At 61.5% G+C, this 26312-nt stretch carries 27 protein-coding genes and 1 pseudogene; 14 read left to right on the top strand and 14 right to left on the bottom strand.

The annotated features are described in order from the left end of the window. Window positions 1-18 precede the first annotated feature (18 nt). The 3 genes from dnaQ to AC1MDC_RS22965 all read right to left on the bottom strand — a co-directional run bounded on the left by dnaQ (window position 19) and on the right by AC1MDC_RS22965 (window position 2171). Window positions 19-777 carry a DNA polymerase III subunit epsilon gene (gene dnaQ / locus AC1MDC_RS22975; RefSeq protein WP_085698862.1) on the bottom strand — a complete coding sequence of 253 codons (759 nt, stop codon included), beginning with the start codon at window positions 775-777 and terminating at the stop codon, window positions 19-21. 81 nt (window positions 778-858) lie between these two features. Next, complete coding sequence (gene rnhA / locus AC1MDC_RS22970) at window positions 859-1320, bottom strand: ribonuclease HI (protein WP_003224162.1); 462 nt, start codon at window positions 1318-1320, stop codon at window positions 859-861. Window positions 1321-1412: 92 nt separating this feature from the next. Then, a complete protein-coding gene (locus AC1MDC_RS22965) occupies window positions 1413-2171 on the bottom strand; it encodes a methyltransferase domain-containing protein (protein WP_085698860.1) in 759 nt (252 codons plus the stop codon). Window positions 2172-2236: 65 nt separating this feature from the next. Here AC1MDC_RS22965 and gloB point away from each other — a divergent pair, with 65 nt between their 5' ends. The 8 genes from gloB (at window position 2237) to fabI (ending at window position 12951) form a co-directional block, all read left to right on the top strand. Then, complete coding sequence (gene gloB / locus AC1MDC_RS22960; protein ID WP_085704299.1) at window positions 2237-3004, top strand: hydroxyacylglutathione hydrolase; 768 nt, start codon at window positions 2237-2239, stop codon at window positions 3002-3004. 99 nt (window positions 3005-3103) lie between these two features. After that, entirely contained in the window at window positions 3104-4579 is a 1476-nt protein-coding gene (locus AC1MDC_RS22955) for a transglycosylase SLT domain-containing protein (RefSeq protein ID WP_085698855.1), read from the top strand. 176 nt (window positions 4580-4755) lie between these two features. Further along, window positions 4756-6588, top strand: a complete 1833-nt coding sequence (locus tag AC1MDC_RS22950) for an extracellular solute-binding protein (protein WP_480393723.1) — start codon at window positions 4756-4758, stop codon at window positions 6586-6588. Then, window positions 6585-8426, top strand: coding sequence for an extracellular solute-binding protein (locus AC1MDC_RS22945; protein ID WP_085698851.1), 1842 nt, complete (start codon window positions 6585-6587; stop codon window positions 8424-8426). Before AC1MDC_RS22950 ends, AC1MDC_RS22945 begins: the two co-directional genes overlap by 4 nt. 4 nt (window positions 8427-8430) lie before the next feature. Next, window positions 8431-9504, top strand: coding sequence for a microcin C ABC transporter permease YejB (locus AC1MDC_RS22940; RefSeq protein ID WP_085686478.1), 1074 nt, complete (start codon window positions 8431-8433; stop codon window positions 9502-9504). 1 nt (window position 9505) lies between these two features. Beyond that, window positions 9506-10525 (top strand): ABC transporter permease, encoded by a 1020-nt coding sequence (locus AC1MDC_RS22935; RefSeq protein ID WP_085698849.1) that lies wholly within the window; start codon window positions 9506-9508, stop codon window positions 10523-10525. A 1-nt stretch (window position 10526) separates the two neighbouring features. Then, entirely contained in the window at window positions 10527-12137 is a 1611-nt protein-coding gene (locus AC1MDC_RS22930) for an ABC transporter ATP-binding protein (protein ID WP_085698847.1), read from the top strand. A 19-nt stretch (window positions 12138-12156) separates the two neighbouring features. Next, entirely contained in the window at window positions 12157-12951 is a 795-nt protein-coding gene (gene fabI / locus AC1MDC_RS22925) for an enoyl-ACP reductase FabI (protein ID WP_085698845.1), read from the top strand. Window positions 12952-12996: 45 nt separating this feature from the next. Here fabI and AC1MDC_RS22920 read toward each other — a convergent pair whose 3' ends face one another. Beyond that, window positions 12997-13860: a LysR family transcriptional regulator gene (locus tag AC1MDC_RS22920; protein ID WP_480393722.1), complete on the bottom strand. Its 864-nt coding sequence runs from the start codon at window positions 13858-13860 to the stop codon at window positions 12997-12999. Between the two features lie 112 nt (window positions 13861-13972). Here AC1MDC_RS22920 and AC1MDC_RS22915 point away from each other — a divergent pair, with 112 nt between their 5' ends. Further along, window positions 13973-14398, top strand: a complete 426-nt coding sequence (locus AC1MDC_RS22915) for a VOC family protein (protein WP_480393721.1) — start codon at window positions 13973-13975, stop codon at window positions 14396-14398. Window positions 14399-14479: 81 nt separating this feature from the next. Here the strand turns inward: AC1MDC_RS22915 and AC1MDC_RS22910 are convergent, their stop codons facing one another. The 6 genes from AC1MDC_RS22910 to AC1MDC_RS22885 form a co-directional block, all read right to left on the bottom strand. Then, on the bottom strand, window positions 14480-15445 hold the full coding sequence (locus tag AC1MDC_RS22910) for a sensor domain-containing diguanylate cyclase (RefSeq protein ID WP_085698839.1): 966 nt from the start codon (window positions 15443-15445) through the stop codon (window positions 14480-14482). A gap of 61 nt (window positions 15446-15506) precedes the next feature. Then, window positions 15507-16085: a hypothetical protein gene (locus AC1MDC_RS22905; protein ID WP_085704281.1), complete on the bottom strand. Its 579-nt coding sequence runs from the start codon at window positions 16083-16085 to the stop codon at window positions 15507-15509. 1 nt (window position 16086) lies between these two features. Next, the gene (locus AC1MDC_RS22900; protein WP_480393720.1) at window positions 16087-18249 is read right to left on the bottom strand and encodes a xanthine dehydrogenase family protein molybdopterin-binding subunit; all 2163 of its coding nucleotides are present in this window, start codon (window positions 18247-18249) and stop codon (window positions 16087-16089) included. A 17-nt stretch (window positions 18250-18266) separates the two neighbouring features. After that, the gene (locus tag AC1MDC_RS22895; RefSeq protein ID WP_007956954.1) at window positions 18267-18722 is read right to left on the bottom strand and encodes a (2Fe-2S)-binding protein; all 456 of its coding nucleotides are present in this window, start codon (window positions 18720-18722) and stop codon (window positions 18267-18269) included. A 136-nt stretch (window positions 18723-18858) separates the two neighbouring features. After that, complete coding sequence (locus AC1MDC_RS22890) at window positions 18859-19542, bottom strand: type 1 glutamine amidotransferase domain-containing protein (protein ID WP_085698831.1); 684 nt, start codon at window positions 19540-19542, stop codon at window positions 18859-18861. Further along, on the bottom strand, window positions 19539-20471 hold the full coding sequence (locus AC1MDC_RS22885) for an acetoacetate decarboxylase (RefSeq protein WP_480393719.1): 933 nt from the start codon (window positions 20469-20471) through the stop codon (window positions 19539-19541). Before AC1MDC_RS22885 ends, AC1MDC_RS22890 begins: the two co-directional genes overlap by 4 nt. Before the next feature lie 227 nt (window positions 20472-20698). Here AC1MDC_RS22885 and AC1MDC_RS22880 point away from each other — a divergent pair, with 227 nt between their 5' ends. Next, window positions 20699-21529, top strand: coding sequence for an alpha/beta fold hydrolase (locus tag AC1MDC_RS22880; RefSeq protein ID WP_480393718.1), 831 nt, complete (start codon window positions 20699-20701; stop codon window positions 21527-21529). A gap of 38 nt (window positions 21530-21567) precedes the next feature. Here the strand turns inward: AC1MDC_RS22880 and AC1MDC_RS22875 are convergent, their stop codons facing one another. Beyond that, window positions 21568-21960, bottom strand: coding sequence for a GFA family protein (locus AC1MDC_RS22875; RefSeq protein ID WP_480393717.1), 393 nt, complete (start codon window positions 21958-21960; stop codon window positions 21568-21570). A 110-nt stretch (window positions 21961-22070) separates the two neighbouring features. Here AC1MDC_RS22875 and AC1MDC_RS22870 point away from each other — a divergent pair, with 110 nt between their 5' ends. Together AC1MDC_RS22870 and AC1MDC_RS22865 are read left to right on the top strand one after the other, a co-directional pair. Then, entirely contained in the window at window positions 22071-23219 is a 1149-nt protein-coding gene (locus AC1MDC_RS22870) for a GGDEF domain-containing protein (RefSeq protein WP_480393716.1), read from the top strand. Between the two features lie 38 nt (window positions 23220-23257). Further along, window positions 23258-23929, top strand: a complete 672-nt coding sequence (locus AC1MDC_RS22865) for a class I SAM-dependent methyltransferase (RefSeq protein ID WP_227235259.1) — start codon at window positions 23258-23260, stop codon at window positions 23927-23929. Between the two features lie 16 nt (window positions 23930-23945). On the opposite strand, the gene AC1MDC_RS22860 is transcribed toward AC1MDC_RS22865, so the two are convergent. The 3 genes and pseudogenes from AC1MDC_RS22860 to AC1MDC_RS22850 all read right to left on the bottom strand — a co-directional run bounded on the left by AC1MDC_RS22860 (window position 23946) and on the right by AC1MDC_RS22850 (window position 24640). Continuing rightward, entirely contained in the window at window positions 23946-24095 is a 150-nt protein-coding gene (locus AC1MDC_RS22860; protein WP_170929737.1) for a hypothetical protein, read from the bottom strand. After that, window positions 24085-24390 (bottom strand): annotated as a pseudogene (locus AC1MDC_RS22855) (NnrS family protein); the annotation flags it as partial. The gene AC1MDC_RS22860 and the pseudogene AC1MDC_RS22855, both read right to left, overlap by 11 nt. Before the next feature lies 1 nt (window position 24391). Then, entirely contained in the window at window positions 24392-24640 is a 249-nt protein-coding gene (locus AC1MDC_RS22850; RefSeq protein WP_085698819.1) for a transmembrane sensor/regulator PpyR, read from the bottom strand. Window positions 24641-24902: 262 nt separating this feature from the next. Between AC1MDC_RS22850 and AC1MDC_RS22845 the strand changes: the two genes are divergently transcribed. Next, on the top strand, window positions 24903-25406 hold the full coding sequence (locus AC1MDC_RS22845) for a VOC family protein (protein ID WP_480393715.1): 504 nt from the start codon (window positions 24903-24905) through the stop codon (window positions 25404-25406). 35 nt (window positions 25407-25441) lie between these two features. Beyond that, window positions 25442-26272 carry an AraC family ligand binding domain-containing protein gene (locus AC1MDC_RS22840; protein ID WP_480393714.1) on the top strand — a complete coding sequence of 277 codons (831 nt, stop codon included), beginning with the start codon at window positions 25442-25444 and terminating at the stop codon, window positions 26270-26272. Window positions 26273-26312 lie beyond the last annotated feature (40 nt).

The following is a 26312-nucleotide window of genomic DNA, read 5'->3' as shown; positions in this document are numbered from 1 at the left end:
CGGGCGATCCCCTTTGCTTTACGCCTGAGCTTCGGCTTCCAGCAGTTGAGTCCACAACGCCGGGGCGCCGGCCGACTTGGCGATGATTTCCAGGCGCACCTGGTGTTCGGCCAGTTCGGCTTCGGTGGCGCGAATGATTCGCCCCGGCTGACGATCCGCCGGCAGACGACGGATTTCGGTGGCGGAATTGTCCGCGCCCTCGCCCGTGCCATTGCCGTCGGAGGCATTGCCGGCCAGCGACAGGCTGGTCTGGCCGCCGGTCATGGTCAGGTAGACGTCGGCGAGAATCTCCGAGTCGAGCAGTGCGCCGTGCAGCTCACGGCCGGAGTTGTCGACGCCGTAGCGTTTGCACAAGGCATCGAGGCTGTTGCGCTGACCCGGGTGACGCTCCCGGGCCATTATCAGGGTATCGAGGATCGTGCAGTGCTGCGTGATATCGGCACGATCGTGCTGCCCCATCAAGGCGAATTCGTTGTTGATGAAGCCAACGTCGAACGCCGCGTTATGGATGATCAGCTGCGCACCGTTGATGAACTCGAAGAACTCGTCGGCCACTTCAGCGAAACGCGGCTTGCCGACCAGGAATTCATTGGTGATGCCGTGGACGCCGATCGCGCCTTCGTCACTCTCGCGGTCCGGTTGCAGGTAAACGTGAAAGTGCCGGCCCGTCAGGCGTCGACCGATCAGCTCGACACAACCGATTTCAATAATCCGGTGGCCGTCGGTCACCGGCATGCCGGTGGTTTCGGTATCGAGTACAACGGATCTGGTGGCCATCAGTGTTCAGCTCTCAACGGGTCAATCGTGCAAAAGCGGCGATGTTAACACGCTCGCCGGAAGGGTTTCAGTGCCAAGGGCTCAGCTCTGCTTGTAACCGCGAACCTCATCCACTCCGCGGTTGGCCAACTGGTCGGCCCGTTCGTTGCCGTGGTGACCGATGTGGCCGCGGACCCATTTCCAGGTGACCTTGTGGCGGTTGACCTGCTCGTCGAGCTCCTTCCACAGGTCGGCGTTTTTCACCGGCTCCTTGGCCGCGGTTTTCCAGCCGCGCTTTTTCCAGTTGGCCATCCACTCGTTGATGCCTTTCATCACGTATTGCGAGTCGGTCACCAGCAACACTTCGCAAGGACGCTTGAGGGCTTCGAGGCCGCGAATCGCGCCGAGCAGCTCCATGCGGTTGTTGGTGGTATTGGCTTCGCCGCCCCACAGCTCCTTTTCGACGCCCTTGCACACCAGCAAGGCGCCCCAGCCACCCGGGCCGGGGTTGCCCTTGCAGGCGCCGTCAGTGAACAGTTCTACGCTATCGACACTTTCGCTCATGCCAGTCTATCCAGAAAAATGCGTGGCCTCGCCGATCACGAATCGACGATGGCCGAGGCCGGGATTGACCCGGCCGTAAATAAAAGAAGGTTTTACGGTTCGATGCGCCGGCGGTTGACCTTGGCCATCGGCAGCGGAATCAGCTTGCCCATCGGCTCGCGGCGTTCCTGCCGCACCGGACGCAGGCCGACCACGATCTTGCGTGCGACCAGTAAATAGAAGCCGCCGCCTGACAATTGCCAGTCACCGGCCTTGCGTTCCCAGCCGGCCAGACGGGCCTGCCACTTGGGTGACGCGAGCGGCGGACGATAGCACCCGAAGCGGCGTTTCTCCAGCGCGAAGCCCAGCAGATTGAGCCAGTCCGCCACACGTGACGGCGAGATGCAGCGCGCCTTGCGCAAGGCATCATGGGCGAACACATGGCGCAGTCCCCAAGTGCTCCAGGGGTTGATGCCGACGATCAGCAGATGCCCGCCGGGGCGCACGCTGCTGGCCGCTTCGCGCAAAAGTCCGTGGGGCGACAGACAGAAATCCAGACCATGCTGCAACACCACCACGTCGGCGGCGTGCTCGCTCAATGGCCAGGCCTGTTCTTCGCAGACGATCTCCACGCCCGGCAACGGCGCGCCCAGCCGCACATTGCGCTGCACTTGCGGCGCCGACGGCGGCGTCTCGGCGGACGGACCGTAATGCACCAGATAGCCGCCGAAGAACCGGCCCAGTTCGTCTTCGAGCATGCGCCGTTCTTCGTCCAGCAGAAATTGCCCGAGGGGGCCGGACAGCCATTCACGGGCTGCACCGATCAGCGCGAGCCAGTCAGGATCGGCCTGAGCGAACGCTTTATCGATCATTGCATTCTCCAACACGCCAGGAACCTCTAAGATGCGCCAATGTTACCCGCTTGGCGAATTCGACGATGATACAGATCAGTGCCCTGCCCGCCTTCACCGACAACTACATCTGGTTGTTACAGGATCATGCCACCCGGCGTTGCGCAGTGGTCGATCCGGGAGATGCCGCCCCCGTACAGGCGTGGCTCGACGCACATCCGGGCTGGGTGCTCGGCGATATCCTTATCACTCACCATCACCACGACCATGTCGGCGGCGTCGAGACACTGAAAAAGGCCACCGGCGCCACGGTCTACGGACCGGCCAGCGAGAGCATTCCGGGGCGGGACGTGGCCCTCAAGGACAACGACACGGTGCGCGTGCTCGGCTGGGACTTCGACGTCCATGCCGTGCCCGGCCACACCCTGGGACATATCGCCTACTACCATCACGGCCTGCTGTTCTGTGGCGACACCCTGTTCGCCGCCGGTTGCGGCCGTCTCTTTGAAGGCACGCCGCAGCAGATGCACCAGTCACTGAGCCGTCTGGCAGCGTTGCCGGAAGACACGCTGGTCTACTGCACCCACGAATACACCTTGAGTAACCTGAAATTTGCCGCCGCCGTCGAGCCGGGCAACCGGGACATCGCCGCCCGTCTGGAAAAAGTCACCCAGCAACGTGCGAACGGCGTCATGACCCTGCCCTCGACCCTTGCACTGGAAAAGCTCACAAACCCCTTTCTGCGCACCAGTGAAATATTAGTTACACAAAAAGTGGACGAACGGAACGGCCCTCAAAACCGGGCGCCGAGTGAGGTTTTTGCGGCTCTGCGGGCATGGAAAGATACGTTCTAAGCAGCGCACCGCTTGGTTCAAAAGTTCTGAATGGTTGACCGCAGGGGGGGCGCTTTCTAGAATCGCCCGACATTTTTGCCCGGAACTTACTTCCAGCCAATGTCGTCATCCATACGTAAGTCCGTCAATTCAGATGCATTGACCCGCCTGGCGCAAGCCATCGCGGTGGCTGTGTCCGCCACACTGGCGGGTTGTTCCAGCCATGCTCCGCAGACTGAAGCGACGCATACGCCGAACATTGCTGCGCGAGCCAAGCAGAAGCCTATCTGGTTGTCGGAAAAGCCCAGCCCGCAGGTGCCCCAGGACATCTGGGAGCGCATGCGCAGCGGTTTCCAGCTGCAGGAAGGCCTGGGCGTAAACCCGCGCATCGAGCAACAGCGCCTGTGGTTCGCCAGTAACCCTTCCTTCCTCGAGAACGCCGGTGAACGCGGCAGCCTCTACATTCATTACATCGTCGAGCGCCTCGAAGAACGCAACATGCCGCTGGAACTGGCGCTGCTGCCGGTCATCGAAAGCGCCTACAACCCGATGGCCTATTCCCGGGCCGATGCGGTGGGCCTCTGGCAGTTCATCCCTTCCACCGGGCGCTACTTCAACCTGCGTCAGACCCGTTTCTACGATGGCCGTCGCGACATTACGGCTTCGACCACCGCAGCGATGGACTACCTGACCCGTCTGCACGACATGTTCAACGGTGACTGGCTGCTGGCACTGGCCGCGTACAACGCCGGTGAAGGCACAGTGAGCCGCGCCATCGAGCGCAACGAGAAGCTCGGCCTGCCGACCGATTACTGGAACCTGCCCCTGCCGGCGGAAACCCAGGCTTACGTGCCGAAACTGCTGGCACTCTCGCAAGTGGTTCTGACCCCTGAAGCCTATGGCGTGAACCTCAACCCGATCGCCAACGAACCGTATTTCCAGGTCGTCGAAATCAACCAGCGCATGGACCTCTCCAAGGTCGCGGCGGTGGCCAACATAGACGAAGACGAACTGTTCCAGCTCAACCCGGCGTTCAAGCAGCGCACCACCATCGATGGCCCGCAGCACCTGCTGGTGCCGACCTCGAAGGCGCAACTGCTGACCGCCAGCCTGCAAACCATGCGCCCTGAAGAGCTGATCAGCCCGCGTTCGCTGAAACCAGTGTTCGAAGGTGCCGATCCGAGCGAAATCGCCCAGGCCAAGCGCGCCTATCGGGTCAAGCGTGGCGACAACCTTGGCTCCATCGCCAAGGCCAACAAGGTCGAGGTCAAGGACCTGCAACGCTGGAACAAGCTGACCGGCAAGAACCTCAAGGTCGGCCAGACCCTGGTCATGCAGGACACCACCAAACGTACGCCGGTACGCAAGAGTGGCGGGCGCATCAATACGGTCATCGCCGCCAACAGCAAGACCAGCAGCAAGACCAAAGACAACGACGACGGCAAGCAGACCCAGTACAAGGTCAAGCGCGGCGACACCCTGTACGTGGTGGCCAAGCGTTTCAACGTCGAGATGCAGCACCTCAAGCGCTGGAATCCGGGCGCTGGCAAGGCGCTCAAGCCTGGGCAAATGCTCACGGTCTACCAGCCGCACTGACAAGGAGCCCCTGCTTTTCAGGGGCTTTTTTTCGTCTGTCATTTTTTTGATATTTGCGTAGATCGGCGCAGACGGCTCCCACAATTAACCGCGCATTAAGCCCCTGTCTTTTTCCTGTCCATACAAGCTGTTACTGTACGGCCCACAAAGCCCAAGCCGCCTGGATCGGATCTGACTTGAAGCGTCCCCTCCTCCTGCTCCTGATCAGCCTGGCCTTGAGCTCCCCCGTCAGCGCGACGATCACCGAAAGCCACGGTTATGCGCAGTTCGGCACGCTCAAGTACCCGGCCAGATTTACCCACTTCGACTGGGTCAACCCGCAAGCGCCCAAGGGCGGCACCTTGCGGGTGATGGCGTTTGGCACCTTCGATACGCTCAATCCCTACACCTTCAAGGGCACCAGCCCGGTCACCACGGCGAACTTCCTCCAATACGGCATCAACGAGCTGAACGAGCCGCTGATGGTCGGCACCGGGCAATACGCACCGTCGGGGGACGAACCAGCGTCCAGTTACGGTCTGATCGCCCAATCGGTGGAGTACAGCGAAGATCGCAGCTGGGTGGTGTTCAATCTGCGCCCGCAGGCGCGCTTCCACGACGGCACGCCGATCACCGCGTACGACGTGGCGTTTTCCTATCGCCTGCTGCTCAAGGAAGGTCATCCGCTGTACCGCACCGCCCTTCAGGAAGTGCTGCGCGTCGATATCCTCAACCCGCAACGTATCCGTTTTGTGCTCAAGCGCAGCGGCAATCCGTTGCTGATCCTGCGCCTGGGCGAATTACCGGTGCTGCCCCAGCATTACTGGAAGGGTCGCGACTTCAAGGCCACCACCTTCGAGCCACCGCTGGGCAGCGGGCCGTACCGCATCACCTCGGTCACGCCGGGGCGGCAGTTGATTTTCGAGCGGGTCAAGGACTACTGGGGCAAGGATCTGCCGGTCAATCGCGGCAAATACAACGTCGATCGCATGGAAGTCGAGTTTTATCGCGACAGCGATGTGGCCTTCGAGGCGTTCAAGGCCGGCGAGTTCGACATCTATATCGAGCATCAGGCCAAGAACTGGGCCAACGGTTACAACTTTCCGGCGATCCGTCGCAGCGACGTGATCAAGGCACAAATCCCCCACCAGATCCCGACCCAGAGTCAGGGCCTGTTCATGAACACACGGCGCCCGGCGTTTGCCGATATCAAGGTGCGTGAAGCGCTGGGCCTGATGTTCGACTTCGAATGGACCAATCGCGCACTGTTCAGCGACGCCTACAAGCGCACCACCAGTTACTACCCCAACAGCGAGTTCAGCGCCGTCGGCCTGCCGGTCGGCCATGAATGGCTGATGCTCAAACCCTACAAGGATCAACTGCCGGCGCGCCTCTTCACTGAGCCATTCACGCTGCCGCAGACCGATGGCCGCGGGATCCCCCGGGAAACCATGCGCAAAGCCTTGGCCCTGCTGGCCGAGGCCGGCTGGAAGCTCAACGGCCAGCGTCTGCAGAACGCCGCCGGCCAGCCGCTGCGTTTCGAGCTGCTGCTGGTCAATCCGAACCTGGAGCGAATCCTCCAGCCGTACATTGAAAACCTCAACAGCATCGGCATCGACGCGCGCCTGCGCACGGTGGACCGCGCCCAGTACAAACAGCGTCTGGACCAGTTCGATTTCGACATGATCCTGATGACCCTCAACCAGACCCTCAGCCCAGGGCTGGAACAGTGGCAGTACTTCCACTCCAGCCAGGTCGGGGTCAAGGGCAGCAAAAATTACGCGGGCATCGCCAACCCGGTGGTCGACCACTTGCTCGAGCAACTGCTCGCCGCCCGTACCCGCGATGAACAGGTCGCCGCCGGCAAGGCGCTGGACCGCGTGCTGCTCTGGCAGCACTACAGCATTCCCAACTGGTACCTCAATTATCACCGTCTGGCGTACCGCAACCGGTTCGCCTTTGTCACTACGCCGCCCTACACCTTGGGCCTTAGCGCGTGGTGGCTGAAATCTTCGGAGAAAGATCGATGAAGCCTATCCGCGCCCTGCTCGTGCAGGCCAGCGGTCTGCTGTTCGCCGGGCTGGCCTTTGCCGCCCCGCAACACGCCGTGACCCTGTACAACGAGCCGCCGAAATACCCCGCCGACTTCAAGCACTTCGATTACGTGAACCCCGACGCGCCCAAGGGCGGGATCTTCCGCCAGGCCGGCTTCGGCGGATTCGACAGCCTCAACCCTTTCATCAGCAAGGGTGTGCCGGCGGACGATATCGGCCTGATCTACGACACGCTGGCCAAACAGGGTCTGGACGAGCCGTTTACCGAATACGGCCTGATCGCCGCCAAGATCGAAAAGGCCCCGGACAACAGTTGGGTGCGCTTCTACCTGCGCCCCGAAGCGAAGTTTCACGACGGCCACCCGGTACGTGCCGACGACGTGGTGTTCAGCTTCCAGACCCTGACCAAGGAAGGCGCGCCGATGTACCGCGGCTACTACGCCGACGTTGAAGAAGTGATCGCCGAAGACCCGCTCAAGGTGTTGTTCAAGTTCAAGCACACTAACAATCGCGAGCTGCCGCTGATCCTCGGTCAGTTGCCGGTGCTGCCGAAGCACTGGTGGGCCGATCGTGATTTCAACAAGGGCAACCTGGAAATCCCGTTGGGCAGCGGTCCTTACAAGGTCACCGAAGTGAAGGCCGGACGCTCGGTGCGCTATGAGCGGGTCAAGGACTACTGGGGCAAGGACCTGCCGGCCAACCGCGGTTTCTACAACTTCGATGTGATGACCACCGACTATTACCGTGACAACACCGTCGCGCTGGAGGCGTTGAAGGCCGGGCAGTTCGATTACTGGCTGGAAATGGCCGCAAAAAACTGGGCCAACGCCTACAACGTGCCGGCAGTGAACGAAGGGCGGCTGATCAAGGAACAGATTGCCAACAGCAACCCGACCGGGATGCAGGGTTTCGTCTTCAATCTGCGCCGCCCGGTGTTTCAGGACGTGCGGGTACGACAGGCTCTGGGCTTGTTGTTCGACTTCGAATGGACCAACAAGCAACTGTTCAACGGTGCTTATGCGCGCACCCGCAGTTATTTTGAGAATTCGGAAATGGCCGCCACCGGCCTGCCTGATGCCGAGCAGGTGGCGATCCTTGATCCGTTTCGCAGCAAGCTGCCGGCGCAGGTGTTCAGCGAAGCCTTCGAAAATCCGAAAACCGACGCCAGTGGCATGATTCGCGCGCAACAGCGCGAGGCGTATCAGTTGCTGCAAGAGGCCGGCTGGAAAATCGTCGACGACAAAATGGTCGACGCCACCGGCAAACCGGTGGTCATCGAATTCCTGCTGGCGCAGACCGAGTTCGAACGCGTGCTGTTGCCGTTCAAGCGCAACCTCAGTGACCTCGGCATCGATCTGGTGATCCGCCGTGTCGACGTCTCGCAATACGTCAATCGCGTGCGATCGCGGGATTTCGACATGATCGTCGGCAGCTTTCCGCAGTCCAACTCGCCGGGTAACGAACAACGCGAATTCTGGATGAGCGCGGCCGCCGACAAGGCCAGCAGCCGCAACTCGATGGGCCTCAAGGATCCGGTGGTCGATCATCTGGTGGAAAGCCTGATCAACGCCGATTCGCGCAAAAGCCTGGTGGCCCACGCCCGCGCCCTCGACCGCGTGCTGCAATGGGGTTACTACGTGATTCCGAACTGGCACATCAAGACCTGGCGCGTGGCGTACTGGAACCACATCGGCCACCCGAAAGTCTCCCCCAAGTACGACATCGGCATTAACACCTGGTGGGTCAAACCCGATGCGAAACCGGCGGTAGAAGTCGAAACCCAACTGCAAGCCGACCCTGCGGGCACGGAGTAATCAGATGCTGGCGTACATTTTTCGGCGACTGCTGCTGATCATCCCGACCCTGTTCGGCATTTTGCTGATCAACTTCGTGATCATCCAGGCCGCGCCCGGCGGGCCGGTGGAGCAGATGATCGCCAAGCTCGAAGGCTTCGAAGGCGCCACCAGCCGCATTGCCGGCGGTGGTGCCGAAGTGTCGGTGGCCGGTTCCTCCTATCGCGGTGCGCAGGGTCTGGACCCGGCGCTGATCAAGGAAATCGAAAAGATGTACGGGTTCGACAAGTCGGCCCCTGAGCGTCTGTGGATCATGGTCAAGAACTACGCCCGGCTGGATTTCGGCGACAGTTTCTTTCGCGACGCCAAGGTCATCGACCTGATCAAGGAAAAGATGCCGGTGTCGATCTCGCTCGGATTGTGGAGCACGCTGATCATGTACCTGGTGTCGATCCCGCTGGGGATCGCCAAGGCCACGCGGCACGGCAGTCATTTCGACGTCTGGACCAGTTCGGCGATCATCGTCGGTTACGCGATCCCGGCGTTCCTGTTTGCGATCCTGCTGATCGTGGTGTTTGCCGGCGGCAGTTATCTGGACTGGTTTCCCTTGCGCGGCCTGACGTCGAACAACTTCGATGAACTGAGCCTGGGCGGCAAGATTCTCGATTACTTCTGGCACCTGGCGCTGCCGGTGACGGCACTGGTGATCGGCAACTTCGCGACCATGACACTGCTGACCAAAAACAGCTTCCTCGACGAAATCAACAAGCAGTACGTGGTCACCGCCAAGGCCAAAGGCCTGACCCGCAATCGCGTGCTCTACGGCCACGTATTTCGCAACGCGATGCTGCTGGTGATCGCCGGGTTCCCGTCGGCGTTCATCGGCATCTTCTTCACAGGTTCCCTGCTGGTGGAAGTGATCTTCTCCCTCGACGGCCTCGGCCTGATGAGTTTCGAAGCGGCGATCAACCGCGATTACCCGGTGGTGTTCGGTACCCTGTTCATCTTCACCCTGCTGGGGCTGGTGGTGAAACTGATCGGCGACCTCACCTACACCCTCGTCGATCCGCGCATCGACTTTGCCAGCCGGGAGCATTGAGATGAACCTGTCCCCTCTCAACCGCCGGCGCTTCGAACTGTTCAAGGCCAACAAGCGCGGCTGGTGGTCGCTGTGGCTGTTTCTGATCCTGTTCGGCCTGAGCCTCGGTGCCGAACTGATCGCCAACGACAAGCCGCTGGTGGTGCACTACGACAACAACTGGTACTTCCCGGCGATCAAGCGTTACCCGGAAACCACCTTCGGCGGCGAGTTCCCGCTGGAGGCCAACTACAAGAGCCCGTACATCCGCGAACTGCTCAAGGCCAAGGACGCGTGGGTGCTGTGGGCGCCGATTCCGTTCAGCTACCAGAGCATCAACTACGACCTGAAAGTCCCGGCCCCCGCCCCGCCATCGGCGGACAACCTGCTGGGCACCGACGATCAGGGCCGCGATGTGCTGGCGCGGGTGATCTACGGCTTCCGTATCTCCGTGCTGTTCGCCCTGACCCTGACCGTGCTCAGCTCGATCATCGGCGTCATTGCCGGCGCCTTGCAGGGTTTCTATGGTGGCTGGGTCGATCTGGCCGGCCAGCGCTTCCTGGAGATCTGGTCGGGCTTGCCGGTGCTGTATCTGCTGATCATTCTCGCCAGTTTCGTCCAGCCGAACTTCTGGTGGCTGCTGGGCATAATGCTGTTGTTCTCGTGGATGAGCCTGGTGGATGTGGTGCGCGCCGAGTTCCTGCGCGGGCGCAACCTCGAGTACGTGCGCGCGGCCCGAGCGCTGGGCATGCAGAACGGCGCGATCATGTTCCGCCACATCCTGCCCAACGCCATGGTCTCGACCATGACTTTCATGCCGTTCATCCTGACCGGCGCCATCGGCACCCTCACCGCCCTGGACTTCCTCGGTTTCGGCTTGCCGGCCGGCAGTCCGTCGCTGGGAGAACTGGTCGCCCAGGGCAAATCTAACCTGCAGGCGCCATGGCTGGGCATGAGTGCGTTTGCGGTGCTGGCGCTGATGTTGAGTTTGCTGGTGTTCATCGGCGAGTCCGCTCGCGATGCCTTCGACCCGAGGAAGTGACATGAATCAGGACAATCTGATCGAAATCCGCGACCTCGCCGTCGAATTCGGCCTCGGCGATCGCGTGCAACGGGTGGTCGAGGGCGTGAGTTTCGACATCAAGCGCGGCGAAACCCTGGCGCTGGTCGGCGAGTCTGGCTCGGGCAAGTCGGTGACGGCACATTCGATCCTGCGCCTGCTGCCCTACCCGCTGGCGCGACATCCGTCCGGCAGCATCAACTATTCCGGGCAAAACCTGTTGGGGCTGAGCGAAAAGACCATCCGTCACATTCGCGGCAACCGGATCGCAATGATCTTTCAGGAGCCGATGACCTCGCTCAACCCGCTGCACTCGATCGAAAAGCAGATCAACGAGGTGCTGGGCATCCACAAGGGCCTGACCGGCAAGGTCGCGACCAAGCGCACGCTCGAGCTGCTGGAAATGGTCGGCATCCCCGAGCCGCACAAGCGCCTCAAGGCCCTGCCCCACGAATTGTCCGGCGGCCAGCGCCAGCGGGTGATGATCGCAATGGCCCTGGCCAACGAGCCGGAACTGCTGATCGCCGACGAACCGACCACCGCGCTGGACGTGACCGTTCAGCTGAAAATCCTCGACCTGCTCAAGCAATTGCAGGCCCGATTGGGCATGGCGCTGTTACTGATCAGTCACGATTTGAACCTCGTGCGAAGAATTGCGCATCGTGTATGTGTCATGCAGCGCGGTTGCATCGTCGAACAGGCATCGTGCGAAGAGCTGTTCCGTTCGCCGCAGCATCCGTACACTCGGGAACTGCTTGGCGCGGAGCCCAGCGGAGGCCCGGCAAGCAATAAAATCGGGGCGCCGCTGCTTGAGGTCGAGGACTTGAAAGTCTGGTTCCCGATCAGGAAAGGCCTGCTCAAGCGCACGGTGGATCACGTCAAGGCAGTGGACGGCATCAATTTCAGCTTGCCTCAGGGTCAGACCCTGGGGATTGTGGGAGAAAGCGGTTCCGGTAAATCCACCCTGGGTCTGGCGATCCTGCGGTTGATCGGCAGCCAGGGTGCGATCCGTTTTGAGGGCAAACAGCTGGATTGCCTGACGCAAAGCGAAGTCCGGCCGTTGCGCCGGGAGATGCAGGTGGTGTTTCAGGACCCGTTTGGCAGCCTGAGCCCGCGGATGTGCGTGAGCGACATCGTTGGCGAGGGTTTGCGGATCCACAGGATGGGCACCGCCGCCGAGCAGGAAGCGGCAATTATTGCGGCATTGAAGGAGGTAGGTCTGGATCCGGAAACCCGGCACCGCTACCCCCACGAATTTTCCGGTGGGCAACGGCAGCGAATTGCCATAGCCCGGGCCTTGGTGCTCAAACCGGCGCTGATCCTGCTGGACGAGCCGACTTCGGCCCTCGACCGGACGGTGCAGCGGCAAGTGGTGGAGTTGTTGCGTTCACTGCAAGCCAAGTACAACCTGACGTATTTGTTCATCAGCCATGACCTGGCTGTTGTGAAAGCGCTGAGCCACCAGCTGATGGTGGTCAAGCATGGCCAAGTGGTCGAACAGGGAGACGCGCAAAGTATCTTTGCCGCCCCCCAACATCCGTATACACAGCAGTTGCTGGAGGCCGCTTTCCTGGCACCAGCCACTGCGCAATAACCTGAAAGAGGAGCAACACATGGGTTTTCTCGCCGGTAAGCGCGTACTGATCGTCGGTGTCGCCAGCAAGCTGTCCATCGCATCCGGCATCGCTGCCGCCATGCATCGCGAGGGCGCTGAGCTTGCCTTCACTTATCAGAACGAAAAACTGAAAGGTCGCGTCGAAGAGTTCGCACAGGGCTGGGGTTCGAGCCCTGAGCTGTGCTTCCCGTGCGACGTGGCCAGCGATGAAGAAATCGCCAAGGTCTTCGAAGAGCTGAGCAAGAAGTGGGACGGCCTGGACTGCATCGTGCACTCCGTCGGCTTCGCCCCGGGCGACCAACTGGACGGCGACTTCACCGAAGTCACCACCCGTGAAGGCTATCGCATCTCCCACGACATCAGCGCCTACAGCTTCGTCGCGCTGGCCAAGGCTGGTCGCGAAATGATGAAGGGCCGCAACGGCAGCCTGCTGACCCTGTCCTACCTGGGCGCCGAGCGCACCATGCCGAACTACAACGTCATGGGCATGGCCAAGGCTTCGCTGGAAGCCGGCGTGCGCTACCTGGCCGGCTCCCTGGGCCCGGAAGGCACTCGCGTCAACTGCGTATCGGCCGGCCCGATCCGCACCCTGGCCGCTTCCGGCATCAAGAGCTTCCGCAAGATGCTGGCCGCCAACGAAGCGCAGACCCCGCTGCGTCGCAACGTCACCATCGAAGAAGTCGGCAACGTCGGCGCCTTCCTGTGCTCGGACCTGGCGTCCGGCATCAGCGGTGAAATCACCTACGTGGACGGCGGCTTCAACACCACCGCCATGGGCAACATCGAAGAGTAATCTTCGCGCTGCCGATAAAAAGCCCGCCTGTTCAGGCGGGCTTTTTCATGCCTGCGATTCCAGGCAACGGGCAAACATCTGTTGAATCGGTTGAGAACGCTGACTGTAGCGCTGCAAAACCACCATCTCCCGATGAAACGTCAGTTCTCCCAGTTCGATCACCCTCACCTTCAGCGGATGCTCCAGCCATAGCCCGGCTCTGGGCAGCAACGAAACCCCGAGCCCGCACTCGACCATCTTCACGATCGCTTCCAGCTCATCCAGCTCCAGCGCTACGTGAACGTCTATCCGCTGCTCTCGCAGAAATCGCGTCACCAGCCTTCCGCCAAACGAATTACGGTCATAGCGGACGTGCGGCTGTTCTGCGAGCAATTGCAGCGGATCGTCGCCCTCGACGTCGGGCGGCACGATCAGCACAAACGGCTCGCGCCGGATCACCTGCGCCGACAACTCCTTGGGCAATTCGAACGGCGGCTTGATCATGATCGCCAGATCGACTTCCCCGGCATCCACCTGGCTCAACAGGTTCAACGACACACCCGGCACCAGCTTCGGCTCCACGCCCGGCGCCTGCTGGCGTAAACGCAGCAAGGCCTGAGGCAACAACCCGGTCTGTGCGGTGGCCACGGCACCGATTCTCAGCTCGCCGCGAAACTCGCTGGCGTCTTCACTGATCGCCATGCGGCTGAAAGTGGCGAGCATTTCCTTCGCCATCGGCACCGCGCGCTGTCCGGCCGGATTGAGGATCGCCTGCCGCCCGGTGCGATCGAACAGTTTTACCCCCAGCGCCTGTTCCAGATTGCGAATCTGCGCACTGACCGCCGATTGGGTCAGGCCGACATGCAGGCCCGCCGAGGCAAAGGTGCCGTGCTGCGCCACTGCCAGAAAGGTTCTTAATTCACGCAGCATGGACACCTCGATTGATCGAAATAATTTGAGCTCGGCGCAAAAACTATCGTCTTTCAATCGAAATGCACAGCGTTAGACTCAACCCATCCCAATCGCTGATCGAGACCAGCCCATGCCACTCAGCCCCTTCCATCTGGCCATTCCCGTATACGACCTCGAAGCCGCCCGGCACTTTTACAGTGAAGTGTTCGGCCTGGAGGAAGGTCGTTCCAGCGATCACTGGGTCGACTTCAATTTCTTCGGTCATCAACTGGTGATTCACCTGGCGCCGAAAAACGCCTCACAGGAAGCCGCCCACACCAACGCCGTGGACGGGCATGACGTGCCGGTGCCGCATTTCGGTGTGGTGCTGGGCATGAAGGAATGGCACGCCCTGGCCGAGCGTCTGAAATCACTGGGCACGCGGTTCGTGATTGAGCCCGGCATTCGCTTTCAGGGTCAGGTGGGAGAACAGGCGACGATGTTTCTGTTTGACCCATGCGGCAATGCGCTGGAGTTCAAGGCGTTCAAGGATATCGGGCAGTTGTTTGCCAAATAGCAGCGTCTTCAAAGACGCCTCGCCAGCAGGCTTGCTCCCACAATCCGGGTGGCAGCGAGCCGGCTGGCGAAGAGGCCCGCACTAACAACGCTTCAATGCCTGCTTGTGCTCATACATCGCTGCATCCGCATCCGCCAGCAACTTGTCTACCGTTTCATGCCGTCGCGGGTCGTATTCGATCTGGCCGACACTGAAGCGAATCGCGTAACCCCGGTGCAATGTGGCATTGCGCTCTTCGAGAATGTCCTTGAGCCGCGCCATGATCCGGGTGGTTTCCACGTGACTTGAGCCGGTCAGCAGCGCCACGAATTCATCGCCACCCAGGCGCCCGACCACATCACTCTCGCGAAAGGCGATGCGCAGCACATCGGCGAAGTTCTTCAGCGCGCTGTCGCCCTCGGCATGCCCATAAAGATCGTTGATCTGTTTGAAGTCATTGAGATCGAAAAACAGCAGCGTCGCCGGTTTTTCCAGGCGTGCGCAGGCGTCGAGCGCATGCTGGGCCAGCATCTTGAAGCCACGACGGTTGGACAGCAGCGTCAGCTCATCCATGCTCGCCATCTGCACGGCCATCAGTTCCTGTTCGGCCATGCCGGCCAGATCGCGCAACAAGGCGCGTTCCTCATCGTCAAGATCGCGGGGTTTGGTGTCGATCAGGCACAAGGTGCCCATCTTGTTGCCGTTGGGCACGGTCAGCGGATAACCGGCGTAGAACCGGATGTTTGGTTCCCCGGTAACCAACGGGTTGTCGTGGAAACGGTCGTCCTCTCGGGCGTCAGGCACCAGCATGAGCTCGTCCCTGAGAATCGCATGACCGCAGAATGAAACCGAGCGCGGCGTTTCGGTCGTGTCCAGACCCACGCAGGACTTGAACCATTGCCGCTCCTTATCCACCAGCGTGACCAGTGCGATCGGCACATTGAACAGGCGCTTGGCCAGTCGCGTCAGCCGGTCGAAGCGCTCTTCCGGTGCGGTGTCGAGCAGTTTCAGGTCCTGCAACGCTTGAATACGGACAGCTTCATTGGCGGGTTTGCCGGGTACCAGCATCACACACTCCTTTGACGTCGATGCAGTTGAGAGTAGCCCGAATCAGCGATCACTCAACCTCTCACCCGCCGACCACCGGACACGGCCCGCCCGCATCGGCCCACAGTTTGAACTGGGTCACGAAGATATCGTGCGGCACCGGAACCGGCGCGCGCCCTGCTCCGGGATTCCAGCCCCAGAGCACCAGTTTGTCCTCGCTGACGTGTTTGATCAGTGCGGCGAAATCCCGGTCGCCGTTGCTGGCGCGGTCCTTGATCATTGCGCACAAGCGGTCCGGCGGCAGACCGATCCAGGCCATTTTGTGGGCGGCGGGCGGCAGGCTCCAGTGCGGCGCGCCGGGTGGCGCGTGAGGGCCGTAACTGGCCGGCGGATTGCTCTCGGCGTGGCAGGTGGCGCAAGGCAAACCAGCCGCGCCCTTGCCGTCCATGCCGCGCACCACGCTCATGGCGTGGGGAATGCCGGCGTCGAACTGCAACGGTGAATCGCCGGGAATGTGGCAGTTCTGGCAACGCGGGCTCTGGAAGACTTTCTGCACCGTGCCGAAGGCTTTCAAGGCTTCCTGATCGTCGGCAAACAAGTCCGACGCGTAACCGCCCAGCCCGACCAGCATCACCGTGCCCAACAACAGATGTCGCTTCATCTCACACCCCCGACAGTTGCAGCGGCAGTTCCCGCAAACGCTGCCCGGTCAGGGCGAACACCGCGTTGGCCACCGCCGGCGCGGTCGGCGGCACACCGGCCTCGCCGATGCCGCCGGGTTTGTCGGTGCTCGGCACGATGTGCACCTCGACCACCGGCATTTCATTGAGCCGCAACACTTGATAGTCGTGATAGTTGGACTGCACGACCTGGCCGTCCTTGAGCGTCAGTTTGCTGTGCAGCGCCATGCCCAGGCCGAAAGTGATGCACGACTCCATCTGCGCCGCGATGCTCTGCGGGTTGACCGCGACTCCGCAGTCCACCGCGCAGACCACGCGATGCACGCGGATCGCCAGATTGTCCTGGGACACCTCGGCGACCTGCGCCACATAGCTGCCGAACGACTCATGCACCGCCACGCCCAGCGCATGACCGTCCGGCAGCGGCGCTTTCCAGTTGGCCTTCTCCACCGCCAGGTTCAGCACGCCGAGATGCCGGGCGTGATCCTTGAGCAGCGTTCGTCGGTACTCCACCGGATCCTTGCCCGCCGCCGTGGCCATTTCATCGATCAGCGATTCCACGACAAACGCGGTGTGGCTGTGGCCCACCGAACGCAGCCACAGCACGTTGATCCCGGTGGTCGGCGAATGCAGATCGACCTGATGATGGGCCAGGCCCTTGATGTACGGGCTGTCCGAAACGCCTTCGACCGACGTCTGGTCGACGCCATTCTTGACCATGGTTTTCTCGAGCATGGTGCCGGCCATGATCGACTGCCCGACCAGCACATGCTGCCAGGCCAGCGGCATGCCGTCGGGGCCGAGGCCGATCTTCGCCTGATGCAGGAACATCGAGCGGTAATAACCGCCACGAATATCATCCTCACGCGACCACACGGTTTTCACCGGCATCGCGGCAGCCTTGGCCACTTGCACCGCTTCGGCGACAAAGTCCGAGGTCGGGTTGGCCCGGCGACCGAAACCGCCACCGAGGAACTCGGTGTGGATCTCGACCTGCTCCGGTTTAAGCCCGGTAATTTTGCCGGCGACCATCTGATCCAGCGTCTGGAACTGGGTGCCGGTCCAGATCTCGCACTTGTCGGCACTGATCTTCACCGTGCAGTTCAGCGGTTCCATCGGTGCATGGGCCAGGTACGGCACGCTGTATTCGACGTCGATTTTCTTCGCAGCCTTGCCGAAGTTGCCTTTGGCATCGCCAGCCTGCGCCGCCGAGGTGCCCGGCGTGGCCGCCAGTTTGCGGAAACTCGCCAACAGCTTTTCACTGCTCAGGTCAGCGCCAGGCCCAAGGTCCCAATCGACCTTCAGCGCATCGCGCCCGAGTTTCGCCGCCCAGTAATGCTCGGCGACTACCGCCACACCGGTCGGCACCTGCACCACTTTGTGCACGCCGGGGATCGCCAGCGCTTCAGCGCCTTCAAAGGATTTCACCGCGGCGCCAAACGCCGGGGCACGCGCGACCATCGCCGTCATCAATCCCTCAAACTGCACGTCCATGCCGAACTTCGCGCGGCCAGTGATTTTCTCCGGGGTGTCGAGGCGTTTGGTGGGTTTGCCGATGACCTTCCAGTCCTTGGCTTCCTTGAACGTGATCGACTTCGGATCCGGCACCGGCAGTTGCCCGGCGGCGTCCGCCAGTTCACCGTAGGTGGCGCGGTTGTCACCGGCAATCACCACGCCGGACTCGGTGCGGATCGTCGAGGGTGCCACGTTGAAACGCTTGGCCGCGGCCTTGATCAACATCTGCCGCGCCGTAGCGCCCGCGAGTCGGTAGCGGTCGAACTCCATCCAGGTCGAGGTCGACCCACCGGTGATCTGCATCCCGCCAAACGCGGGCATGCCGTAATCGGCTGCCGACGCCGGAGAGTGCTCGACACGAATCTTCGACCAATCGGCGTCCAGTTCTTCGGCGATCAACATGGTCAGGCCGGTCCAGATACCCTGCCCCATTTCCGAATGGCCGAGCAGCACCGTGACGCTGTTGTCCGGGGCAATCCGCAGGAATGCGTTCGGCGCAAAGGCCTCGCCTTCATTTTCCGCTGCCGTGGCAAAGCGGTTGCCGCCGGGCACCACGAACGCCACCACCAGACCACCGCCAAGCACGGCGCTGCCCTTGAGAAATCCGCGACGGGATACAGGACTGTTCATCACTCACTTCCCCTCGCTCAACCAATGTCGGCGGCGCGTTTGACCGCCGCACGGATTCTTGGATACGTGCCGCAGCGGCAGATGTTGCCGGAGAGCGCCTGATCGATATCGCTGTCGGTGGGTTTGGGGATTTTCGCCAGCAACGCGGCGGCGGACATGATCTGCCCGGACTGGCAATAGCCGCACTGCACCACGTCCAGCTCGGCCCAGGCCTGCTGCACCGGGTGCGAACCGTCACTGGACAAACCTTCGATGGTGAGGATTTTCTGGCCGTGGGCCACGGCGGTGGCCGGCGTGATGCACGAGCGCAGCGGTGCGCCATCGACATGCACGGTGCAAGCACCGCACTGGGCCATGCCGCAACCGAATTTGGTACCGGTCAGGTGCGCGACATCGCGCAGAACCCAGAGCAACGGCATGTCCGCAGGGACATCGAGCTCCTGATCCTTGCCATTGATGTTCAAGGTCAGCATCGGGGATTTCCTCAGACTCACGGTGTTCTGAAGGGCGCGGCTACAGCTTTCGATGGCTGCGCGCGCCTCGGCTTATCCCTTTCAGCTAAGCGCATTTTGACTCGACGACCAGTTGCCGCGACCACCGGTCATGGATCTACAGCATCGCGGCAACACGTTGCGCCGTAGCCTTGGCCGATTGCGGGTTCTGCCCGGTTACCAGTTTGCCGTCGGTCACCACATTCGACGTGAACGGTAGAAACGCCTTTTCGTAGCGTGCCCCGCGATCTTTCATCTGTTGTTCCGAGTCGTACGGTACTTTTTTCGCGACACCAGCCAACACTTCTTCCATCCACGAGTAACCGGTGACCTTGCGCCCCGCCACCAGCAGGCTGCCGTCCGATAGTCGCGTGTTGAGCAACCCGCAATAACCATGGCAGACCGACGAAACGATCCCGCCGCGCTCGAAGATCTCCCGGGTCAGCCGTTGCAGACCGGGGTCATCGGGAAAGTCCCACATCACCGCATGGCCACCGGTGAAGTAGATGGCGTCGAAATCCGCGCTGTCGATCTGTTCCGGGCTGGCGGTATTCGCCAGTAGCGCCATGCTGGCGGGGTCGTTCAGCCAGGCCTTCGCCGAGCGGTCGAGCATCGGCCACTTCAGCGCCCGTGGCTCCAACGGACTTTGCCCGCCCTTGGGGCTGACCAGTTGCTGCTCAAAGCCTTTTTCCGCGAACACCTGCCAGGCATGGGTCAACTCCCCCAACCACAGCCCGGTGGGTTCGGTCGGATCGGCATAGTGAGCGACATTGGTCACGACATGCAGGATACGGTGGGTCATTTGGCAGCCTCTCTCTGGGTAACACCGGCCTGACCGAACGCCGTCAGCGGCACCGGCAGGTTCAGCACGATCTGCGCGTCCTTGATCACGTCCAGCCGCAGGATCCGCGTAGCCCCGAGGCCATCGAGCAACTGGCTCAGCGGGCCGCCGTTGCGATCCAGCTGCACATCGCGGGGAAACAGGCGTTGGGCAAAGGATAGTGTGTTGCTCTGCACCACGCTCTGGTGCCACAGGCCATCGACCTGATGAATCATGGTGGCGGTGCTCATGCGCGATTGCGGCGTGACGTTTTTCAGGGTTGGCAGCGGCGCTTTCAGCACCAGGTCCGGCAAGCCCTTGGGCCCGTCGATGTGGGCACTGACGCTGGTGCCGATGTTCACGTTGATGTCGGCGCGCCACTTGGGCAATTGATAGCCGTGCACGCCGCGCACCCGGGCGATTTCGGTGTTCACCGGCAGCGCCAGCACATGGGCGGTGAAACTGCGTCGGCGCATGGCGTCCATCAGTGCCCGCGCATGGGAGCCGCGGGCGCCGGGGCGACGCACGACAATCGCCACGGAGACTTCGTCGTACGGGTCGTTGTCGCAAACCGAATAGGAGAAAAACGTCAGCGCCACCAGTCCGTAACCGGGAAACGCCCGCAGCGGTTCAAGCGGCGCAGGCAAGGTGGCGCGCAGACGGTCCAGCGGCGCCAGGAACAGCAACTGCACGCTGCCGGAACGGTAATAGAAGTTCGGCGCCCAGGTCGGCCCGACTCTCGACGCGACCTGTAGCTTGGGAATGCGCCGGAAGAAGTCGATGTTGCCGGCTGCATTGTCCCGGGCCACTTCGTCGAGGTTGGGGTTCATCCGGAATCGGTCGTAGTAGCCGCCCTCCAGCACTTCAACCTTGTGCGTTCCGAATTCCACCTCTGTAAAGCGCTTGTTCATGTTCGCTGACCCTCTCGCTGATTGACCCGGCGAATGGCCGGTGAGCAAGAACTCTAAGGTTCAACCAAACTTTAAGGTCAAGCGCACAACGCCTATGACCCACCATTCACTCCAGCAATGACCGTTCGGAACTTGCTTGACCTTGAAGTGCACTTCAATCCTAGAGTTGATAACGCTTGTCATCACTCCCTTCGGGGTCACGTTCCGCATTTCCAGGAGTCGCAAACATGGGATTTGTCACAACGAAAGACGGCGTCGAAATCTTCTACAAGGACTGGGGCCCGAAAGACGCTCCGGTCATCCACTTCCACCACGGCTGGCCGCTGAGCGCGGATGACTGGGATGCGCAGATGCTGTTCTTCCTTGCTCAGGGCTTCCGGGTCGTGGCCCATGATCGACGGGGCCACGGGCGTTCGAGCCAGGTCTGGGACGGCCACGACATGGATCATTACGCCGACGACGTGGCAGCGGTGGTCAACCATCTGGGGACGCAGAAAGCAGTGCACGTCGGCCACTCCACCGGTGGTGGCGAAGTCATTCATTACATCGCCCGGCATGGCGAGGATCGGGTATCCAAAGCCGCGATCATCAGCGCCGTGCCGCCGCTGATGGTGAAAACCGAGAGCAATCCCGGCGGCTTGCCGAAGTCGGTATTCGACGATCTTCAGGCGCAACTGGCAGCCAATCGCTCGCAGTTCTACCACGACGTGCCGGCCGGCCCGTTCTATGGCTACAACCGGCCCGGGGCCAAGGCTTCGGAAGCGGTGGTTCTCAACTGGTGGCGTCAGGGCATGATGGGCGGCGCCAAGGCTCACTACGACGGTATCGTCGCGTTCTCGCAGACCGACTTCACCGAAGACCTGAAAGGCATCTCGATCCCGGTGCTGGTGATGCACGGCGATGACGACCAGATCGTGCCGTACGAAAACGCCGGCGTACTCTCGGCGAAGCTGCTGAAGAACAGCACGCTGAAGATCTACCCGGGCTTCCCCCACGGCATGCCGACCACCGAGGCGCCGACGATCAACGGGGATTTGCTGGCCTTTATTCGCGGCTGATCATATCGGCCGGGGTCAGTCGCCCAGCCTGACCCCGCTTACTCTTCAGTTCGCCCCGTTCCCTCGCGATCACGCGCGTAGTGTCGGGCCAAAGGAAAGTCCGGCAGCCACGACTCGCGACGCACCGTCCACAGCTCATAGGCAGGCTGGAATTGATCCGGCGCATCCAGCACACCCAGATTGACCTCGACTTCATCGCCACTGCGGCCGAACACCGAGGAGCCACAGCGCGGACAGAAATGTCGCCCCGCAAAGTCACGGGTTTCGCCGCTGATCGCCACCGCGTCCTCGGGAAAGATCGCCGACGCGGCAAACAGCGCGCCATGGTGTTTGCGGCAATCCAGACAATGACAAACGCCAACCCTGTAGGGGCGCCCCGATGCCTCGATCCGCACTTCGCCGCACAGACAACCGCCGGTCACTCGGTCCATGGGACACCTCGTCTGAAAATGGAATATCCGGTGAGTGAAAATAGCAGCCCAATGGGGGGAACGCTTACAATCGTGGCCCATTAATACTACTCAGGCAGACCTGTTCTTTCATGGCGCTCGATCCTCTCACGATGCTCACCATTTCCACCGCCCTGGCCGCGGCGGCCGCCCTGTATCTGGCGGTCGAATGGCGCAGCATCCGCGAACCCTCCCTGCTGTTCTGGAGCGCCGGTTTCGCCACCATCACCGTCGGTTCGAGCCTGGCCCTGTTGCGCGCCAACGGTTATCCGCTGATCGGCATCTGGTTCGCCAACGGCTTGCTGGTGGTCGCGCACTGGCTGTTTCTGCTGGGGGTCGCGCGGTTTACCCAGCGCCGGTTGTCGCGAGCCTGGTACTTGATGTTCCTGCTGTGGCTGGCGTTGCTGCTGTTACCTGAAAGTCCATCGTGGTCAAAGATCATGCTGATGGCCAACTCGCTGCTGGTGGCCGCGTTGATGCTGCGGGCCAGCCTGTTACTGCGCCCGCATGGCAGTTCGCTGAGCGTCGGCGCGGTGCAATTGCGTTATGTGCTGCTGATCCACGGCACGTTCTATTTCACCAAGGCGATCATCGCGGTAATTCCCGGCACGCTGATCGATCTGGCGTCGCTGCGCGGCGAGATCATTCAGATTTCCCTGGTCGAGGGCGCAATGGCGATCATGCTGATCGCGCTGTCGATGACCGGCACCGAGCGCTATCGTCGGGAAAAACAGATCGCCGAACTGGCCGCCCGGGATCCGCTGACCGCGCTGTACAACCGTCGCGCCCTGGAGGTCCGTGCACCGCGCCTGCTCGATGAAGTCTCCAACACCCGCCCCGGCGCCCTGCTGCTGATCGACATCGACAACTTCAAACTGATAAACGACCTGTATGGCCATACCGCCGGCGACCGGTTGCTCATTGCCCTCAGCGAAATGATCCGCGCGGTGCTGCCCAAAGGCGCGCTGGCGGCACGGCTGGGCGGTGACGAATTCGTGATGCTGCTGGGCGATGCATCCCACGCACAGATCATGCTGCTGGACAGTGCGCTACGTGAGCAGTTTCAGCAGATGACGACCCAGACCTACACCACCCCGCAGGCCGTCACCCTGAGCATCGGCGCCAAGGTGTTCGATCAGCCGCCGGCCAGCCTCGCAGCGTTGATCGAGCAAGGTGACAGCGCGCTCTACGAATCCAAGCGCGCCGGGCGCAACCGCATTCAACTGGTCGACTACACCTGACCTATCCTTGCCTGCATCCCGCGATCCCGGAGTTTGTCATGTCCTCGCCTGAATCCACCCTCCTCCAGAGCTGGCACCACAACGCCCGGGCCTGGACCGAAGCCGTGCGCAGCGGCGCCATCGAGAGTCGCCGGCAAGTGACCGATCAGGCCATTCTGCTGGCGGTGATGGGACGCCAGCCCGAGCGCGTGCTCGATCTGGGATGCGGCGAAGGCTGGCTGTTGCGGGCGCTGGTCGAGCGAGGATTAGAGGCGGTCGGCGTGGACGGTGATGCGACACTGGTCGAGGCTGCGCAGTTGGCCGGTTCATCACCCGTGCATGTCGCCAGTTACGAAGATCTGGTTGAGGCGAAAGTCGAGATTGGCCGCGACTACGACCTGATCTGCGCCAACTTTTCCCTGCTGCATCAGGACATCATCCCGCTGCTCGCGGCGATGAATGGCCTGCTCGCGCCGGGCGGTGCGCTGGTGATCCAGACGCTGCATCCATGGGCGGTGGCCGCCGGTGATTATCAGGATGGCTGGCGGGAAGAAACCTTCGACGGGTTCCAGGGCGAGTGGTCGCCGATGCCGTGGTATTTCCGCACCTTGTCCAGTTGGCTGAATGCGCTGGACATGGCCGGCCTGCAATTGACCGACCTGCGCGAGCCGCAGCATCCGCAAAGCCCGGTGCCGCAGTCATTGCTGATGATTGCCGAGCGTCGCGGGTAAAACGCTAGAGCCTTGGCTAGAGCAGGATCCCGGTGTAATGCCGTAAAAACAGCCCGAACCCCGCGCCCCAGAGCACCACGGACAAGCCGAGGCCAAGGCTGGAAAACGGCACCACCAACACCCGGCAACCCGCCGCGATCAACACCAGTGCAAACCCAAGCACCACGCCCGAGCAGCCAGACCGACACCAACGCGATCAATGCCCCGCCGCGTACGCCGGGAATGCCGGTCCAGTTGGGCACCGCAGTCAACAGGAATCCGCCAACAATCGCCGCCGCAAAACCAAACGGCATTTCATGCCGATGCCAGGCGAGCATGCCGCCCGTCGGTTGCAGATCGAACCAATGGCCGTAAAGCCACAGACCCCAGATCAGCACCGTCAGAGCGGCGAATCCGGTCCCGGCCAGAAACAGCGGCCGAAAGCCAAGGCTGAACACTGGCGCCGCCGCGAGTCTGCGCATCTCAGGCCACCGCCAGTGCGGGTGACTGGCCCAACCGATACTGCGACAGCAGGCGCATCACATAGCCAATCTTGATCAACGTCGGGCCGACGATGGTCATCGCATGCATCGCCACCAGCAACGCAATGGGCATGTGGCCCTGATACAGATAAGCGCCGTAGATTCCCGCCAGCAACATGACCAGACCGGCGACGAGCACTTTGCTCGACAGGTGCAGAACGTTCAGCGGATTCTCGAAGAAAGCGAACATGTTGTCGTACTCCTGAGCGGATCGGTTTGTACGCAAGACACTTCAACTTGCGTGCCAGATTATTCGCCCAGCAATATCAGTCAGTTGCGCAAACACGAGTCAATTTGACACAGACGAAAACAGTCGTTTTGACAAACAACAAGGTCAATACGACTACATCCCGTCCTCCTTGCATCCAACCATCGATCCGGGGCACAGCCAGCCGAGCACAGACTGGCTACGCTATTAATCCAGCGTGTCCAACCTGCCGAGGAAGACTGCCATGCAACGCTTTCAAAAACTCACACCCTGCCTGTGGTTCGACGATCAGGCCGAAGCGGCGGCGAAGTTTTACTGCTCGATCTTCGACCACTCGAAAATCACCACCGTCACCCACTACGGCAAGGCCGGCCAGGAGTTTCACGGCCGCCCGGAAGGCTCGGTGATGACCGTCAGTTTCGAACTCGACGGCCAGACCTTCACCGGGCTCAATGGCGGGCCGATGTTCAAGTTCAATGAGGCGATTTCGTTTCAAGTCAATTGCCAGACCCAGGAAGAGGTCGACCATTTCTGGGGCAACCTCAGCGCCGGCGGGCCGGTGGAAGCGCAACAGTGCGGCTGGCTCAAGGACAAGTTCGGCGTGTCGTGGCAGATCGTGCCGGTAGCGTTGACGCACATGATGACCGATCCCGACCAGACCAAGGCGCAACGGGCGATGCAGGCCATGCTCGGAATGAAAAAACTCGACATCGCCGAACTGGAACGAGCCTTCGCCGGCCAGAGCTAATACACTCGGGCACTGGTCTGCCGAGAACCCCAACAATGAAAGCTGCCACCAAGAACCCCGAACAAGCCCCGCGCTTCTGGCGCGACGACGCCCTGCCCTTTATCGAAGCGCGGGCCATCGCCGACGGGCGTGAGGTCTGCTATTCACGGCACTCCCACGCGCACTTTTCCATCGGCGCGATCACCGCCGGGCGCAGCACTTACGTGCATGAGCAATCCTCGTTCGAAGTGACGGCCGGCACCGTGGTGCTGATGAATCCCGGGGACGTGCACGCCTGCAACCCGATCGACGATCAGCCGTGGTCGTATTTGATGTTGTATGTGGAAACACCGTGGCTGACGGATCTGCAGCATCAGCTGGGCTTCAGTGGGGAACTTGAGTTTCGGCGGTTTTCCGATACCCATTTGAATGACGCCCGCCTGTTTCGCGACTTGAACGGGTTGTACGCCGTGTTGGTCGACGAACAGCAAGACGTACTGCGCAAACAGAGTGCAGCGGTGGAGTTTTTCAGCGACCTGCAACTGTGTCTGAACCCTATCGAGCCACCGTTGCGAGAACCGAATTTCAAACTTGAACGCGCCGCCGACTTCATCCGCCAGCACTGCACCGATCTGCTCAGCCTTGACGACATTTGCGTCGCCGCAGAACTCTCACCGTCCTATCTGATCCGCGCCTTCAAACAGCACTTCGGCATGACGCCCCATGCGTTTTTGGTCAACCAGCGCATTCAGTTTGCGCGTGAGTGTCTGCGTCGCGGGCAGTTGATTGCGGATGTAGCGCTGGAGGCCGGGTTTGCCGATCAGGCGCACTTTCAACGGGCGTTCAAACAGCATCTGGCGGCGACGCCGGGGCAGTATCGGGGATAACAACAAAACGGCCCGCGATGGGCCGTTTCGGTTTCAGCAC

It is taken from the genome of Pseudomonas sp. 1, from assembly GCF_056626735.1.
The sequence above is the reverse complement of the archived record's forward strand: the minus strand, read 5'-3'. Positions and strand labels throughout refer to the sequence as shown.